15 protein-coding genes are annotated in these 15126 nt (G+C 63.8%); 10 read left to right on the top strand and 5 right to left on the bottom strand.

Annotated features, from left to right (window positions below; all coding sequences use genetic code 11):
• Positions 1 to 118: 118 nt before the first annotated feature.
• The 4 genes from grpE to dnaJ all read left to right on the top strand — a co-directional run bounded on the left by grpE (position 119) and on the right by dnaJ (position 4341).
• Positions 119 to 676 carry a nucleotide exchange factor GrpE gene (grpE, locus tag AC6LKD_RS11225; RefSeq protein WP_013391861.1) on the top strand — a complete coding sequence of 186 codons (558 nt, stop codon included), beginning with the start codon at positions 119 to 121 and terminating at the stop codon, positions 674 to 676.
• A 14-nt stretch (positions 677 to 690) separates the two neighbouring features.
• Positions 691 to 1095 carry a thioredoxin family protein gene (locus AC6LKD_RS11220; protein WP_498116221.1) on the top strand — a complete coding sequence of 135 codons (405 nt, stop codon included), beginning with the start codon at positions 691 to 693 and terminating at the stop codon, positions 1093 to 1095.
• Positions 1096 to 1175: 80 nt separating this feature from the next.
• Positions 1176 to 3101, top strand: a complete 1926-nt coding sequence (dnaK, locus tag AC6LKD_RS11215; RefSeq protein WP_013391863.1) for a molecular chaperone DnaK — start codon at positions 1176 to 1178, stop codon at positions 3099 to 3101.
• A 109-nt stretch (positions 3102 to 3210) separates the two neighbouring features.
• The gene (gene dnaJ, locus AC6LKD_RS11210) at positions 3211 to 4341 is read left to right on the top strand and encodes a molecular chaperone DnaJ (protein ID WP_013391864.1); all 1131 of its coding nucleotides are present in this window, start codon (positions 3211 to 3213) and stop codon (positions 4339 to 4341) included.
• 317 nt (positions 4342 to 4658) lie between these two features.
• Here the strand turns inward: dnaJ and AC6LKD_RS11205 are convergent, their stop codons facing one another.
• A complete protein-coding gene (locus AC6LKD_RS11205; protein ID WP_013391865.1) occupies positions 4659 to 5048 on the bottom strand; it encodes a DUF4148 domain-containing protein in 390 nt (129 codons plus the stop codon).
• A 286-nt stretch (positions 5049 to 5334) separates the two neighbouring features.
• Entirely contained in the window at positions 5335 to 8091 is a 2757-nt protein-coding gene (locus AC6LKD_RS11200) for a M16 family metallopeptidase (RefSeq protein ID WP_013391866.1), read from the bottom strand.
• Between the two features lie 123 nt (positions 8092 to 8214).
• Here AC6LKD_RS11200 and AC6LKD_RS11195 point away from each other — a divergent pair, with 123 nt between their 5' ends.
• From AC6LKD_RS11195 to AC6LKD_RS11185, 3 genes are all read left to right on the top strand, one after another.
• On the top strand, positions 8215 to 8814 hold the full coding sequence (locus AC6LKD_RS11195) for a GNAT family N-acetyltransferase (protein WP_498116220.1): 600 nt from the start codon (positions 8215 to 8217) through the stop codon (positions 8812 to 8814).
• 249 nt (positions 8815 to 9063) lie between these two features.
• Complete coding sequence (locus tag AC6LKD_RS11190; protein WP_013391868.1) at positions 9064 to 9441, top strand: hypothetical protein; 378 nt, start codon at positions 9064 to 9066, stop codon at positions 9439 to 9441.
• 115 nt (positions 9442 to 9556) lie between these two features.
• Entirely contained in the window at positions 9557 to 10114 is a 558-nt protein-coding gene (locus AC6LKD_RS11185; protein WP_013391869.1) for a GNAT family N-acetyltransferase, read from the top strand.
• A gap of 20 nt (positions 10115 to 10134) precedes the next feature.
• Here the strand turns inward: AC6LKD_RS11185 and AC6LKD_RS11180 are convergent, their stop codons facing one another.
• Both AC6LKD_RS11180 and AC6LKD_RS11175 read right to left on the bottom strand, forming a co-directional pair.
• The gene (locus AC6LKD_RS11180; RefSeq protein WP_013391870.1) at positions 10135 to 11307 is read right to left on the bottom strand and encodes a vWA domain-containing protein; all 1173 of its coding nucleotides are present in this window, start codon (positions 11305 to 11307) and stop codon (positions 10135 to 10137) included.
• Positions 11308 to 11335: 28 nt separating this feature from the next.
• A complete protein-coding gene (locus AC6LKD_RS11175; RefSeq protein WP_492276104.1) occupies positions 11336 to 12217 on the bottom strand; it encodes an AAA family ATPase in 882 nt (293 codons plus the stop codon).
• A gap of 175 nt (positions 12218 to 12392) precedes the next feature.
• On the opposite strand from AC6LKD_RS11175, the gene AC6LKD_RS11170 reads away from it, so the two are divergent.
• Together AC6LKD_RS11170 and AC6LKD_RS11165 are read left to right on the top strand one after the other, a co-directional pair.
• The gene (locus tag AC6LKD_RS11170; RefSeq protein ID WP_013391872.1) at positions 12393 to 12746 is read left to right on the top strand and encodes a c-type cytochrome; all 354 of its coding nucleotides are present in this window, start codon (positions 12393 to 12395) and stop codon (positions 12744 to 12746) included.
• Between the two features lie 12 nt (positions 12747 to 12758).
• On the top strand, positions 12759 to 13121 hold the full coding sequence (locus AC6LKD_RS11165; protein ID WP_013391873.1) for a c-type cytochrome: 363 nt from the start codon (positions 12759 to 12761) through the stop codon (positions 13119 to 13121).
• A gap of 72 nt (positions 13122 to 13193) precedes the next feature.
• On the opposite strand, the gene AC6LKD_RS11160 is transcribed toward AC6LKD_RS11165, so the two are convergent.
• On the bottom strand, positions 13194 to 13619 hold the full coding sequence (locus tag AC6LKD_RS11160) for a DUF1841 family protein (protein ID WP_498116219.1): 426 nt from the start codon (positions 13617 to 13619) through the stop codon (positions 13194 to 13196).
• A 202-nt stretch (positions 13620 to 13821) separates the two neighbouring features.
• Between AC6LKD_RS11160 and icd the strand changes: the two genes are divergently transcribed.
• The gene (icd, locus tag AC6LKD_RS11155) at positions 13822 to 15078 is read left to right on the top strand and encodes an NADP-dependent isocitrate dehydrogenase (protein WP_013391875.1); all 1257 of its coding nucleotides are present in this window, start codon (positions 13822 to 13824) and stop codon (positions 15076 to 15078) included.
• Positions 15079 to 15126: the final 48 nt, after the last annotated feature.

Here is a 15126-nt window from a genome sequence, read left to right as displayed (position 1 = left end):
CATTCAGACTGCCTCTGCTGCCCGGTGCCGTCAGGGAATATTTGCTTTCCCGGGCTTGAAATAGGGGTATTGGCCCCCATTCATGTCTGCGAAAGCCATTCTTTTTGGAGGATTCCCCATGACGGCACCCAACGAGCCTGTAGACCAGACGCCCGAAGTCGGCCAGAACGCCGATGCGGCCTCCGCCGCCGAGGACGCCATGCAGGCCGAGCTGAACGAGTTGCGCGCCCAGCTGGACGCCGCCCAGGCTACCGTCAACGAGCAGCAGGACCAGCTTCTGCGCATCCGGGCCGAAGCCGAGAACGTGCGCCGCCGCGCCCAGGAAGACGTGTCCAAGGCGCGCAAGTTCGGCATCGAGTCTTTCGCCGAAAGCCTGGTCCCGGTCAAGGACAGCCTGGAAGCCGCGCTGGCCCAGCCTGACCAGACCGTTGAAACGCTGCGCGAGGGCGTGGAAGTGACGCTCAAGCAATTGACGGCCGGCTTCGAGCGCAATCTGCTCAAGGAAATCGCGCCGGTGCAGGGCGACAAGTTCGACCCGCACCAGCATCAGGCCATTTCGTCCATACCCGCCGAGCAGCCCGCCAATACCGTGGTGCAGCTGCTGCAGAAGGGTTATGCCATCGCCGACCGGACCCTGCGCCCGGCCTTGGTGGTGGTGTCCGCCGGCCAGGGCTGAACAGGCCGCGCGCCATGACGGATCCCCGGTTCGACCCCGCCCAGGTTTTCCAGGTGTTCGGCATGCGTCATGTCGACACTGCGGGATTCGACGAGGCGGTGGTTCAGGCGCCGGGGACGGACCTGCGCTGCGTGTTTCTGTGGGGCCAGGATTGCTACAACTGCAATCTTTTCAAGCAGGCGGCCCTGCTGCATCAGGAAACGCTGCTGGGACTGGGCCTGACCTGGTTCGAGGCGGACGTCTACGCGGACGAAGCGCTGGGAAGGCGCTTTTCCCTGCATGGCGTCCCCACTTTTGTGCTGTACCGCGCCGGGAAGCGGCTGGGCCGAGTCACGGGCTGGCCTGGCTTGCCGCAGTTCACGGCGGCCATGCACCGCTTGCAGGAGCCGGCTGCAGAAAATTCCGGCCAGGCGTCTTGAAAAACCCTGCGGACAGCCCCAGTTATGTGGGGACAAGAAGTTTCTCCCTATTTTCATAGATTCAATCAAGGTAACCGACCATGAGCAAGATTATTGGCATTGACCTGGGCACGACCAACAGCTGCGTGGCTGTCATGGACGGCGGGCAGGTCAAAATCATTGAAAACGCGGAAGGCGCTCGCACCACCCCCTCCATCGTCGCCTACATGGACGATGGCGAGACCCTGGTCGGCGCGCCGGCCAAGCGCCAGGCTGTGACCAACCCGCGCAACACCCTGTACGCGGTGAAGCGCCTGATCGGCCGCAAGTTCGAAGAAAAGGCGGTGCAGAAGGACATCAACCTGATGCCCTATGCCATCGTCAAGGCCGACAACGGCGACGCCTGGGTGGAAGTGCGCGGCAAGAAGATGGCGCCTCCCCAAGTGTCGGCCGACGTGCTGCGCAAGATGAAGAAGACCGCCGAGGACTACCTGGGCGAAGAAGTGACCGAGGCCGTCATTACCGTGCCCGCCTACTTCAACGACAGCCAGCGCCAGGCCACCAAGGACGCCGGCCGCATCGCCGGTCTGGAAGTCAAGCGCATCATCAACGAACCCACCGCCGCGGCGCTGGCGTTCGGCCTGGACAAGACCGAAAAGGGCGACCGCAAGATCGCCGTGTATGACCTGGGCGGCGGCACGTTCGACGTGTCCATCATCGAAATCGCCGATGTGGATGGCGAAAAGCAGTTCGAAGTGCTGTCGACCAACGGCGACACCTTCCTGGGCGGCGAAGACTTCGACCAGCGCATCATCGACTACATCATTGCCGAGTTCAAGAAGGAACAAGGCGTTGATCTGTCCAAGGACGTGCTGGCCCTGCAGCGCCTGAAGGAAGCGGCCGAAAAGGCCAAGATCGAGCTGTCCTCGACGCAACAGACCGAAATCAACCTGCCGTACATCACGGCGGACGCCTCGGGTCCGAAGCACCTGAACCTGAAGATCACCCGCGCCAAGCTGGAAGCGCTGGTCGAAGAGCTGGTCGAACGCACGATCGAGCCTTGCCGCGTGGCCATCAAGGACGCCGGCGTGAAGGTTTCCGACATCGACGACGTGATCCTGGTCGGCGGCATGACCCGCATGCCCAAGGTCCAGGAAAAGGTGAAGGAATTCTTCGGCAAGGATCCGCGCAAGGACGTGAACCCCGATGAAGCCGTCGCCGCTGGCGCCGCCATTCAAGGTTCCGTGCTGTCGGGCGACCGCAAGGACGTGCTGCTGCTGGACGTCACCCCCCTGTCCCTGGGCATCGAAACCCTGGGCGGCGTGATGACCAAGATGATCCAGAAGAACACGACCATCCCGACCCGGTTCTCGCAGACCTTCTCGACGGCTGACGACAACCAGCCGGCCGTGACGATCAAGGTGTTCCAGGGCGAGCGCGAAATCGCCGCGGGCAACAAGGCCCTGGGCGAGTTCAACCTCGAAGGGATCCCGCCGTCGCCCCGCGGCATGCCGCAGATCGAAGTCACGTTCGACATCGACGCCAACGGCATCCTGCACGTGTCCGCCAAGGACAAGGGCACCGGCAAGGAAAACAAGATCACCATCAAGGCCAACTCGGGTCTGTCGGAAGACGAGATCCAGCGTATGGTCAAGGATGCCGAGGCCAACGCCGAGGAAGATCACCGCGTCGCCGAACTGGCTCAGTCGCGCAACCAGGCCGATGCGCTGGTGCATGCCACCCGCAAGTCGTTGACCGAGTATGGCGACAAGCTCGAGGCTTCCGAAAAGGAAGGCATCGAAGCCGCCATCAAGGAACTGGAAGACACGCTGAAGGACGGCGACAAGGCCGCGATCGACGCCAAGGTGGAAGCCCTGTCGACGGTTTCGCAGAAGCTGGGCGAAAAGATGTACGCCGACATGCAGGCGCAGCAAGCCGCCGGCCAGCAGCAAGCGGCCGATAACGCGAAGCCGGTGGACGACAATGTCGTCGACGCCGACTTCAAGGAAGTCAAGCGCGACCAATAATGGCCGGGCGCTGACCTGCCTCTGCCGCCCGGTAGCCGGAGAAATCCGCCTACCGGGCGTACTCATTCTGTAGCACTGAAAAGAAGGCTCGTTTTCGAGCCCACGGATCATGGCAAAACGTGACTATTACGAAGTCTTGGGCGTTGCGAAGAACGCTTCGGACGACGACCTCAAGAAGGCCTATCGAAAGCTGGCCATGAAGTACCATCCGGACCGCAACCCGGACAGCAAAGAAGCCGAAGAGAAGTTCAAGGAAGCCAAGGAAGCCTACGAGGTCCTGGGTGACGATCAGAAGCGCGCCGCCTACGACCGCTACGGCCATGCGGGCGTGGACCCCAACTCCGCCGGCATGGGCGGGGGCATGGGCGGCGGTTTCGCCGACGCCTTCGGCGACATTTTTGGCGAAATCTTCGGCGGCGGCGGTGGCGGTGGCCGCCGTGGCGGCGGCCCGCAGGTCTACCGCGGCGCCGACCTGAAGTACGCGCTGGAAATCACGCTGGAGCAGGCCGCGGCCGGCTTCGACACCGAGATCCGCGTGCCCAGCTGGGAACACTGCGACACCTGCCACGGTTCCGGCGCCAAGGCCGGCACCTCGCCCAAGACCTGCCGCACTTGCGGCGGCTCCGGCGCCGTGCGCATGCAGCAGGGTTTCTTCAGCGTGCAGCAGACCTGCCCGACCTGCCACGGCAACGGCAAGGAAATCACCGATCCGTGCCCTGCCTGCGATGGCGTGGGCCGCATCCGCCGCAACAAGACGCTGCAGGTCAAGATTCCGGCCGGCATCGACGACGGCATGCGCATCCGCTCCAGCGGCAACGGCGAGCCGGGCATCAACGGCGGCCCTCCGGGCGACCTGTATGTGGAAATCCACATCAAGCAGCACAAGATCTTCCAGCGCGACGGCGACGACCTGCACTGCGAACTGACCATCCCGTTCACGTCGGCGGCGTTGGGCGGCGAGCTTCAGGTGCCGACGCTGGGCGGCAAGGCCGAGATCTCGATCCCCGAAGGCACGCAGTCCGGCAAGACCTTCCGCCTGCGCGGCAAGGGCATCCGCGGCGTGCGCGGCAGCTACCCGGGCGATCTCTACTGCCATGTGGTGGTGGAAACGCCGGTGCGCCTGAGCGACGACCAGAAGAACATCCTGCGCCAGTTCGAGGCTTCGCTGAACGATGGCGGCGACCGCCATTCGCCGCAAAGCAAGTCCTGGACCGACCGGGTGAAGGAATTCTTCAGCTGAATCGCCTGATGCAAGCAAGAAGGCCGCGACGTTGTCGCGGCCTTTTTTTCGTCTTGGGATAAAGCAAAGGCGCCGTTGCGGGAAGATGGCGTGCGCAAATGAAAAGACCGCGGCGCGAGCCGCGGTCCTGGTGCTGCTACTACAACTGCGATCACTGCTATTGCTACTGCGGTTACTGCAACTGCTGCATCAACTTCAACTTCAAACTTCAGCTTCTACCGCTACTTCTACTGCTACATCGACCGCTGCTGTCGCCGGTAAAAAACCGGCCTCAAACCATGATGCCGTCCGAGGCCGGCCGGGCCACAGCAAGCAGCTCACCGGGTGATCGGCGGGTACTCGAGTTCGCCGAACGTGTATTGGCCGCTGGCCTTGGCTTGCGCCAGTTCCTGCTGGACGTCAGCGCGCGTCATGGCGCTGGCGGGGGCGGACACAGCCGCCGGGTATTCCAGTTCGCCAAACGTGTATTGGCCGCTGATCTTGGCTTGTTGCAGCTGGGCTTGCACTTCCTGCGAGCTCAGGCTGGTGGTCTGGGGCAGGGCGGGCGGATAGTCCAGCTCGCCGAAGGTGTACTGGCCGCTGATCTTGGCTTGCTGCAGTTCGGTGGCGACCTGGGCGCTGCTCTTGGCTTGTTCCGCGCCGGCGGCTTGGGCGCCAACGCCAACCAGGGCCAGGGATAGCAGCAGGGTGGTGGTTAGGGTTTTCATGGTGGACCTCCAATTCGTCTTGGTTTGGGACCGAATCCGGCGGCCTTCCGTCGTGGTTCGTTGTTTGTTCCCGATGACTGAATTCTGCTCGTTATCTCACCTGGGATAAACCCGTATATCTTGAAAACATCTTTCCAAATAATCGAGTAATCATGTTCGCTTTTATGATTTCGTCCATTTTTGGCATAGTCGAGGGGTGTCCCTGTGAGTTTTGGTGAACTGACTCAGGGCGGCCAGGCGAAAAAAAGCCCCGCCGTAGCGGGGCTTTGCAGGGAAACGGGGAGGCTCAGGGTGCGGTCTTCTTCTTGAAGTCGCCGGCAACCGCCGTGCTGAAACCGTCCGCGCGCAGGCTCTTGCGCATGGCCGCATTGACCGATTCGGCGGTCAGCGCGGAGATCTTCTTGTCCATCTCGGCCGACCAGGCGAAAGTGCGGCCGCGTTGCATGTAGTCCAGCCAGGTGCTTGCCAGCACGTCATCCTGGGCGCGGGCCAGGTTGCGGTAGTTCAGCAGGGCCGTGATGCCATCCGAGATCTCCTTGTCCGAGAAACCGTCCTTCAGTACCCGCGCCAGTTCCTCGCCGATCGCCTTTTCCAGGCGCTCGCGGTTTTGCGGGGCGTAGATGGCGTACATGGTCCAGCTGGCGGAGGGTTCGAACGACGAGACCGACAGCGAGCTGCGCACGTTGTACGACAGGCCTTCGGTTTCGCGCACGCGGTTCCACAGGCGCGAGGTTTCGGAGGCGCCGAACAGGTAGTTGGCCAGGTACAGCGCGGCGTAGTCCGCGTCCGTGTCCTGCAGCTTCAGCGGCATGCGCGAGATGTAGAAGGCATTGGCCTTGTCCGGCGTTTCGATGTCGAACTGCTTGGCGGGAATGTCGCGGTACGGGTTGGGCACGCGGGTGTAGGCGGGCGCCTTCTTCCAGCCGGCCAGTCCGGTCTTGAGCGCGTTTTCCACCGCCGCCGGCTCGAAATCGCCCACTGCCGAATACTCGATGTCGCCGGCGCCGTAGAACTTGGAGTGGAACTTGACCAGGGCGTCGCGGTTCAGTCCGCGTATGCCCGCCAGCGATTCCTCGAAGGTCGGCACGTAGCGCAGGTCATTGGCGGGCCACGGGTTGTCCTGGCGCGCCAGCGCGCGGCCGGCCAAGGCCGAAGGTTCGGTCATGGCGTTCTGGATCGAGGTTTCGAGCTGGCGCTGGTATTCCTCGAGCTGTTCCTTGGGGAAGTTGGCGTTGCGCACGATGTCCAGCGCCAGGGCGGTGAGTTCGGGCAGGTTTTCGCCCTTGGTCGACATGGCAATCTTGAGCGTGGTGCCGCCGCCGCTGAAGCCCAGTTCCGCCTGCAGCTTGTCCAGGCGGTCCTGGATGTCCTGGCGCGACAGCTTGGCCGTGCCGCGGGTCAGCAGGTCGGCCACGGCGCTGGAGTTCACGCGTTGGCCGAGCAGGTCTTTTTCATTGCCGAACTGGATCAGCATCTGCGCCTGCACCCGGTTGCCGCGGGTGGCCTTGGGCAGGAGCGCCAGCTGGACCGTACCGTTGGACAGGTCCAGCTTCTTGCGTTGCGTCAGCTTGTCGATGTTCTCGGGCGTGGGATCGAAGGCCGAGGCGGCCTTGAAGTCGGGGTCGCCCTTGTAGTCTTTGAAGACGGCCGTCAGATCCACGCGCTGCTCCTGCGGCGCGCGCAGCGGCTTTTCGGTCGGAATGTAGCGGCCTTCGATGCTGTTGCTCTGGACCAGATAGGTGGTCGCGGCGCGCTGCACGTCGGCCAGCGTGGCCTTGCGGGCGCGGTCGCGCTGCAGGAAGAACAGGCGCCAGTCGCCGGCGGCGATGGCCTCGGACAGCGCCACGCCGACCTGTTCAGGATCGCTGTAGGTCTGTTCCCAGGCGGTCAGCCACTTGCTGCGGGCGCGGTCCAGCTCCTGCTGGGTGAACGGCTTCTTGCCCAGGGATTCCAGCGTGCCGGTCAGCGCCTTCATGGCGGCGTCCAGGCTCTTGCCCGGCGTCAGCTGGGCGGCGAACATCGCCAGGCCCGGATCCAGGTTTTCCATGGTGAAGCCGAACACGCCGGAGGCCAGCTTGGTCGGGACCAGGGCGTGGTAGAGACGGCCCGAGGGCGTGTCGGCCAGGATGGTGGCGGCCAGGTCCAGCGGCACGAAATCGGCGCTGCCGGCGGCCGGGATGTGGTACATCGCCGCGACCAGCGGCGTGCCGCCAGTGCGGCGCAGGGTCACGGAACGCTCGCCGTCCTGCGCGGGTTCGACGGTGTACTCGGGCGGCAGCTTGCGCTCGGGCTTGGGCAGCTTGCCCAGCGTTTCCTCGATGTCGGCCAGCGTCGCCTGCGGGTCGAACTTGCCCGCCACGATCAGCACGGCGTTATCGGGCTGGTAGTACTCATGATAGAAGGCGCGCAACTGGCCGATGTCCACATTCTCGACGTCGGAGCGGGCGCCGATGGTGTTCTTGCCGTAGCTGTGCCACTGGAAGGCCGCCGACTGCATCTTCTGCATGAGGATGCGGAAGGGGCTGTTTTCGCCGCTTTCCATTTCATTGCGGACCACGGTCATTTCCGAGTCCAGGTCTTCCTTGGCGATCAGGGAATTGACCATGGCGTCGGCCTGCCAGCCCAGGTACCACTTGAGGGTTTCGGGGTTGGCGGCGAAGCTGGCGAAATAGTTGGTGCGGTCGCTGGAGGTCGAACCGTTGGCCTGCAGGCCGCGGCGCGAGAACTCGCCCATGGCGTTGCGGGTGGTGGAGGTGCCCTTGAACAGCATGTGCTCCAGCAGGTGCGCCATGCCGGTCTGGCCGTAGTTCTCGTTGCGCGAGCCCACCAGGTAGGTCATGTTGACGGTGGTGGATGGCTTGGATTCGTCGGGAACCAGCAGCACTCTCAGGCCGTTGGCCAGGCGGTATTCGGTGATGCCTTCAATCGAGGCGGCCTCCGAGACGCCGGCCGGCAGGCTGGCGGCGCCGGCCTGAAAGGCCAGGAAGGAGGAAAACAGCAGCACGCCCAGCGGGCGCGGCAGCTTCGATAGGGACAGGCGCATGGCAGACAATTCCTTTGGCATGGCAGAATCCGTTGGAGTGTATACGTTGGCAATGGTTCAGGGGCTGCGAGGCGGCCGTTATCGCGGCGCACGGCCCGGGACCGCAAGGCAAGGAAGTCCGCTATGTCTCTATCCCTGGAAGTCGAAACGCCGCGCCTGGTGCTGCGCCAATGGCGCGCCGCCGACCGTGAACCTTTCGCGGCGCTGAACCAGGATCCTCGCGTCACCGAGTACCTGTTGCCGCTGAGCGCACAGGAAAGCGATGCGCTCGCCGACCGGCTGGCTGCTGGCATCGACGAGCACGGCTGGGGCTTCTGGGCGGTGGAGGCGCCGGAGGTGGCTCCCTTTATCGGCTTTGTCGGCATCAAGCCGCTGGCGCCCACTCTGCCGTTCGCGCCTGGCGTGGAGATAGGCTGGCGCCTGGCGCAGCGGCATTGGGGCAAGGGCTACGCCAGCGAGGCGGCCGAGGCAGCCTTGCGGGCGGGGTTCGAGCAGGTGGGGCTGGACCAGATCGTGGCTTTTACAGCCACGGGCAACCTGCGCTCGCGCGCGGTGATGGACCGCCTGGGCATGAAGGAAGATCCGGATGGTTTCGACCATCCTGCCGTCCCGCCGGGACATCCGCTGTGCCGGCACGTGCTGTACCGGATTGGTCGCGAGGATTGGCGTGGACGAGAAAATGGTGACGCAGATGCAGGCGCCACGCCGGTCGCGGCGGCATAAAGCGCTGGAAGCGCCGTTAATCCGGAATGATGCATTGCAGCATGGCGAATTGCCGGGCTGATTTGGGGTATGCCGGCCCGCGGGTGTAAGCTTTTCAGGACGCAGTACCAGTTGCTGACGGGATGCGCGACAGCCCGCCCACAGGCTTCCCGTCCAACGCCAGACGCCGTCTCTTACGCGGCGTCGGTGCTTGTCGTTCGCGCCTTCGCCGCCGGCATCGTGCCGGCGCATTTACCGGAGGAACGACCCATGCTGACCGAGATCGTCACGCGTGCCTTGTCCCAATTGACCGGCAGCTCCTTGAGCGGCGACGGGATCAAAGGACAGTTTCAGTACGCCTATGCCAGTGATGACGGCCAATTCGTGGCCATACTGACCCATGACATGACCACCTATGTGGTGGACTTGAGCACACAACGATATTTTGCGGAGTGCGGTGGCTCGCCACGGGGCTTTGCCGGGCATGTGCTGGAAATGGAAGGCGCGGCGGCTCGCAGCCATCCCTGGCCCGCCGCCAACGACCTGTTCGATCTGGACATGGATGCGGACGAGCTTGCCTGGCGTCAGTGTCCTGGCCTGCGCCGCGAACCGGCCGCCAATCGATCTGCGGAGAGCCGCGCCGCCTGAGAGTGGCCAGAAGCGGCAACACCTACCTGAACCGGCGGCTTCGCCGGTTTTTTTTGCCTGGAGCGGCCGCCAACCCAATAGCCGCAGGGCCCTGCGGCTCGCTACAATTTGCGCCATGACTACGCACGCCGAAACCCGCGCGCCGGATGGCGCAACCCTGGTCGATTGCACGCATGAACGTCATGCCGACCAGATCCTGGCCATACTCAACGAAGCCATCGTCAATTCCACCGCGCTGTACGACTACAAGCCGCGGCCGCGCGAGGCGATGCAAGGCTGGTTCCAGGCCAAGCAGCAGGGCGGTTTCCCGGTGGTGGGGTACGAGAACGCCGCCGGCGAGCTGATGGCCTTCGCCAGCTACGGCACCTTCCGCGCCTGGCCTGCCTTCAAGTACTCGGTGGAACACTCCGTGTATGTGGACGGGCGCTTTCGCGGACTGGGTTTGGGCGAGGCGCTGATGCAGGTGCTGATCCAGCGGGCACGCGCCAATCAGGTGCACGTGCTGGTCGGCGGCATCGATGCGAGCAACCAGGGCAGCATCCGCCTGCACGAGAAGCTGGGCTTCAAGCATGCCGGCACCATCCGCGAGGCCGGCTTCAAGTTCGGGCGCTGGCTGGACCTGGCGTTTTATCAGCTGACACTGGATACGCCTGAGCAGCCTGTCGACGGCTGAACCCTCGCCGCCGGGCCTTCCTACTTCGATAGCACGCGCATGGCCTGTTCCAGGCCGGCGACCGTCACGGGATACATGCGGCCCTGCATGATGTCGCGCATCAGCGCGATCGACTGGCGGTACTGCCAGGAGGCGGTCGGCTCGGGATTGAGCCAGACCGATTTGGGCCAGGCGTCCAGCAGGCGGCGCATCCATTCGGCGCCGGGCTCCTTGTTGTAGTGCTCTACCGAGCCGCCCGGCTGCAGGATTTCGTAGGGGCTCATGGTGGCGTCGCCGACGATGATCAGGCGCCAGTCGGGGTTGTACTTGCGCAGCACGTCCCAGGTATCGAAGCGCTCGTTCTGGCGTCGGCGGTTGCTTTGCCACAGGCTTTCGTACGGGCAGTTGTGGAAGTAGTAGACCTCCAGGTTGCGGAACTCGCTGCGCGCCGCGGAAAACAGTTCCTCGACGCGTCCGATGTGGTCGTCCATGCTGCCGCCCACGTCCAGCAGCATCAGCACCTTCACGGTGTTGTGGCGTTCCGGCACCATGCGCAGGTCCAGGTGGCCGGCATTGCGCGCGGTGCTGGCGATGGTGTCGTCCAGGTCCAGCTCCATTTCGGCGCCTTGCCTTGCGAAGCGCCGCAGGCGGCGCAGCGCCACCTTGAAGTTGCGCGTGCCCAGTTCGACCTGATCGTCGTAGTCCTTGAACTGGCGCATGTCCCAGACCTTGACCGCGCTGCGGTTGCCGGCCGAATCGCCGCCCACGCGGATGCCCTCGGGGTGGTAGCCGCCGTTGCCGAAAGGCGAGGTGCCGCCGGTGCCGATCCATTTGCTGCCGCCGGCATGGCGCTCCTTCTGTTCTTCCAGGCGCTCTTTGAAGAGCTCCATCAGCTTGTCCCAGCCGTGCTTTTCGATCGCTGCCTTTTCTTCCGGCGTCAGGCTTTTCTCGAACTGCTTGATGAGCCAGTCCAGCGGGATTTCCTTGCCTGGGGGCAGGGCGGCCGCGATGCCTTTGTAGTAGGCGCCGAAGGCCTTGTCGTAGCGGTCGTAGAGCGCCTCGTCCTTGACCAGCGTGGCGCGCGCCAGGAAGTAGAACTCGTCCAGCGTGGGCGCCATGAGGTCCTGGCGCAGGGCGTCCACCAGGGTCAGGTATTCCTTGACCGAGACGGGCAGCTTGTGCGCCCGGAGGTGGTAGAAGAAGTCGATCAGCATTTGCGGGCCGCCGGTGGTTGCTGGCGGATCAGCGGCGCTGGCCGCCGCGCGTCATGGCCGCCAGGCGTTCCAGCAGGTGCACGTCCTGCTCGTTCTTGAGCAGCGCGCCGGCCATCAGCGGCACGGCGGTGGCTGTGTGCGCGTCGATTTCGGCGGCGGTCGAGCCTTCTGCCAGCAGCAGGCGCAGCCAGTCCAGCAATTCGGAGGTGGACGGTTTTTTCTTCAGGCCCGGCGCGTCGCGCAGCGCGAAGAAAGTGTCCAGCGCGGCGCGCAGCACTTCCTGCTTCAGGTGCGGATAGTGCACGGCCACGATGTCGCGCATGGTCTCGCGGTCGGGGAAGCGGATGTAGTGGAAGAAGCAGCGGCGCAGGAAGGCGTCAGGCAGGTCTTTCTCGTTGTTGGACGTGATGATGACCAGTGGACGATGCCGCGCCGAGATTGTCTCGCGCGTTTCGTACACGTGGAATTCCATACGGTCCAACTCGCGCAGCAGGTCGTTGGGGAATTCGATGTCGGCCTTGTCGATCTCGTCGATCAGCAGCACTACCGGCTCCGGCGACTGGAAGGCCTGCCACAGCGTGCCCTGCACGATGTAGTTGCGGATGTCGCGGACTTTTTCGTCGCCCAGCTGCGAGTCGCGCAGGCGCGACACCGCGTCGTACTCGTACAGGCCCTGATGGGCTTTGGTGGTGGACTTGATGTGCCATTGCAGCAGCGGCCGCCCCAGCGCGCGCGCCACTTCCTCGGCCAGCATGGTCTTGCCGGTGCCGGGTTCGCCCTTGATCAGGAGCGGGCGCTGCAAGGTGAGGGCGGCGTTGACGGCGAGTTTCAGGTCATCGGTGGCGACATAGCTGTCGGTCCCGTCGAAGCGGTCTGGCGAGGCGGAAGTAGCGGACTGGGCTGCGGACATGGTCTGATGGCTTCTGAGATTTGACGGTGATCAATACCATCGTAAGGTATTAATCCTGAGCAATTATCGTACAATCAGGCGGTTTTGCTTTGGGTTCGACCCGCAACGTGTTTGCCGAGGGCCTTTTCGTGTGAGCAGGCCCTAGTCCTTAGCCATACCAAGAAGAGCCATTCCAATGAAGTTGCGAACCTCTCTGAAGTACACGGTATCCGTGTTGGCCGCGATGGCATCCTGTGCGATCGCCGGCCAGTCTGTTGCTGCAGACGCAGCAGTGGTCGGTAATGTCCAGAATGCCCGCGACAAGGTTTCCATGTGCATCGGTTGCCACGGCATCGAAGGCTACAAGGCGACGTTTCCCGAGCTGTACCACGTGCCGATGATCGCTGGGCAGAACGCCAAGTACATCGAAACCGCCCTCAACGAGTACAAGAAAGGCGCGCGCAGCCATCCCACGATGGACGCCATCGCCGGCAGCCTGTCCGACCAGGACATCGCCGACCTGGCCGCGTACTACTCGAATCTCAAGTAAGGGGGCAAACACATGAATCGCTACATGCTTGCCCTTGCGGGCGCGACCCTGGCCATGACGGGCGTTGCCGCCCAGGCGCAGGACCTGGCGGCCGGCAAGGCCGTCTTCGACAAATTCAATTGCGCTTCCTGCCATGGCGCGGACGCCAAGACGGCCGTGGATCCGGCCTACCCGACCCTGGCCGGCCAGCACGCGGACTACCTGGTCCACGCCCTGAAGGCCTACAAGCGCGGCGCTTCCGGCAGCGCGGCCACCGCCAACGTGCGCAAGAACCCCATCATGGGCGCGTTTGCCACCCAGCTGTCCGACCAGGACATCTCCAACGTGGCGGCATGGCTGTCGGCGCAGCCGAGCGACCTGGGCGTGCGCAAGTAAGCCGTCCTGGCGTGTCCCGAAAACAAGAAAGCCCTCGATCGAGGGCTTTTCTTCGTTGGGCGGACGCCGCGCTCAGCGGCTGGCGCGCTGGCGGATCAGATCGATGTAGGTGTCGCTGTCCAGCGGGGTGCCCAGGCGCTGCGCTTCCCAGACCACCTGGCCCAGGCATTCCATGATTTCATGCGCCGCGTGGTGGGCGTCGCTGCGCGCCACCAGTTGCTGGTAGGCGTTCCGGATCCCGGGCGGATGATCGATGGACAGCTGCTCGGCGATGGCCAGATGCATGGAAAGGTGCAGAAAGGGGTTGGTGCGGCCCTTTTCCACCGAGTACTCGGCCGTCATGGCCACGGGGCTTTCCAGGTCGCCGTGGTACTCGGGATGCTCGATGATCCAGTCCAGCGCGATGGCTTCGAGCGGCGTCAGCACTTCGGCAGCGCGGTGTTTGCGCCAAGTTTCGATAAAGAATTCGCGGACTTGGTCGCGGGAAGGATTGAACATCTGAGGGGGCGGAATTCGGGCTGGAGATGCATTATTTTACCGCCGCGCGCGGCCCGTCAGGCGCGCAGGCCTTTTTGCGATATAGAATTGGTTGCTATCGGCCATCCAGTGCGCGGTTCCCGTGGGCGATCTTCCCCGCCGGAACGGACACTTCCCGATGCCGGCGCGTGCAGAAAAACCACTCGGAGCAAATGGAGCATTCATGTCCTACCAACATATCAAGGTTCCCGCTGGCGGCCAGAAGATCACGGTCAATGCTGATTTCTCGCTGAATGTGCCCGATCAGCCCATCGTCCCCTACATCGAAGGCGACGGCACGGGCGCCGACATCACCCCGGTGATGATCAAGGTCGTCGACGCGGCGGTGCAGAAGGCCTATGGCGGCAAGCGCAAGATCCACTGGATGGAAGTCTATGCCGGCGAGAAGGCCACCAAGGTCTACGGCCCGGACGTATGGCTGCCCGATGAGACCCTGGAAGTCGTCAAGGATTACGTGGTGTCCATCAAGGGCCCGCTGACCACGCCCGTGGGCGGCGGCATCCGTTCGCTCAACGTGGCCCTGCGCCAGCAGCTGGACCTGTACGTCTGCCTGCGCCCGGTGGCGTACTTCAAGGGCGTGCCCTCGCCGGTGCGCGAACCCGAAAAGACCAATATGGTGATCTTCCGCGAGAACTCGGAAGACATCTACGCCGGCATTGAATACATGGCCGAAAGCGAGCAGGCCAAGGAACTGATCCAGTTCCTGCAGACCAAGCTCGGCGTGAAGAAGATCCGCTTCCCGAACACCTCGTCCATCGGCATCAAGCCGGTGTCGCGCGAAGGCACCGAGCGCCTGGTGCGCAAGGCTGCGCAGTACGTCATCGACAATGACCGCACGTCGTTGACCCTGGTGCACAAGGGCAACATCATGAAGTTCACGGAAGGCGGCTTCCGCGACTGGGGCTACGCGCTGCTGCAGAAGGAATTCGGCGCCACGCTGATCGACGGCGGCCCGTGGTGCAAGTTCAAGAACCCGAAGACGGGCCGCGAGATCATCGTCAAGGACGTGATCGCCGACGCCTTCCTGCAGCAGATCCTGCTGCGCCCGGCCGAGTACGACGTAATCGCCACCCTGAACCTGAACGGCGACTACATCTCGGACGCGCTGGCGGCGCAAGTGGGCGGCATCGGCATCGCCCCGGGCGCCAACCTGTCCGACTCGGTCGCCATGTTCGAAGCCACCCACGGCACCGCGCCGAAGTACGCCGGCAAGGACTATGTGAACCCCGGTTCCGAAATCCTGTCGGCCGAAATGATGCTGCGCCACATGGGCTGGACCGAAGCCGCCGACCTGATCATCTCCAGCATGGAGAAATCCATCCTGTCCAAGAAGGTCACGTACGACTTCGCCCGCTTGCTCGAAGGTGCGACTCAGGTGTCGTGCTCGGGCTTTGGCCAGGTGATGATCGATAATATGTAATTGGCGGGTTGCCGCCTGCATGTCCAGTAAACCCGCCCGCCGTCATGG

Source organism: Achromobacter sp. D7-1 (assembly GCF_059760445.1).
This window is presented reverse-complemented; position numbering and strand designations above follow the sequence as displayed.

What these genes read in the sequence shown, in the direction of transcription:
- AC6LKD_RS11200 (WP_013391866.1), bottom strand. Translation starts at nt 8,091, where the DNA reads ATGCGCCTGTCCCTATCGAAGCTGCCGCGCCCGCTGGGCGTGCTGCTG.
- AC6LKD_RS11175 (WP_492276104.1), bottom strand. Translation starts at nt 12,217, where the DNA reads ATGTCCGCAGCCCAGTCCGCTACTTCCGCCTCGCCAGACCGCTTCGAC.
- grpE (WP_013391861.1), top strand. Translation starts at nt 119, where the DNA reads ATGACGGCACCCAACGAGCCTGTAGACCAGACGCCCGAAGTCGGCCAG.
- AC6LKD_RS11185 (WP_013391869.1), top strand. Translation starts at nt 9,557, where the DNA reads ATGACTACGCACGCCGAAACCCGCGCGCCGGATGGCGCAACCCTGGTC.
- dnaK (WP_013391863.1), top strand. Translation starts at nt 1,176, where the DNA reads ATGAGCAAGATTATTGGCATTGACCTGGGCACGACCAACAGCTGCGTG.
- AC6LKD_RS11180 (WP_013391870.1), bottom strand. Translation starts at nt 11,307, where the DNA reads ATGCTGATCGACTTCTTCTACCACCTCCGGGCGCACAAGCTGCCCGTC.
- dnaJ (WP_013391864.1), top strand. Translation starts at nt 3,211, where the DNA reads ATGGCAAAACGTGACTATTACGAAGTCTTGGGCGTTGCGAAGAACGCT.
- AC6LKD_RS11220 (WP_498116221.1), top strand. Translation starts at nt 691, where the DNA reads ATGACGGATCCCCGGTTCGACCCCGCCCAGGTTTTCCAGGTGTTCGGC.
- AC6LKD_RS11205 (WP_013391865.1), bottom strand. Translation starts at nt 5,048, where the DNA reads ATGAAAACCCTAACCACCACCCTGCTGCTATCCCTGGCCCTGGTTGGC.
- AC6LKD_RS11190 (WP_013391868.1), top strand. Translation starts at nt 9,064, where the DNA reads ATGCTGACCGAGATCGTCACGCGTGCCTTGTCCCAATTGACCGGCAGC.
- icd (WP_013391875.1), top strand. Translation starts at nt 13,822, where the DNA reads ATGTCCTACCAACATATCAAGGTTCCCGCTGGCGGCCAGAAGATCACG.
- AC6LKD_RS11160 (WP_498116219.1), bottom strand. Translation starts at nt 13,619, where the DNA reads ATGTTCAATCCTTCCCGCGACCAAGTCCGCGAATTCTTTATCGAAACT.
- AC6LKD_RS11170 (WP_013391872.1), top strand. Translation starts at nt 12,393, where the DNA reads ATGAAGTTGCGAACCTCTCTGAAGTACACGGTATCCGTGTTGGCCGCG.
- AC6LKD_RS11165 (WP_013391873.1), top strand. Translation starts at nt 12,759, where the DNA reads ATGAATCGCTACATGCTTGCCCTTGCGGGCGCGACCCTGGCCATGACG.
- AC6LKD_RS11195 (WP_498116220.1), top strand. Translation starts at nt 8,215, where the DNA reads ATGTCTCTATCCCTGGAAGTCGAAACGCCGCGCCTGGTGCTGCGCCAA.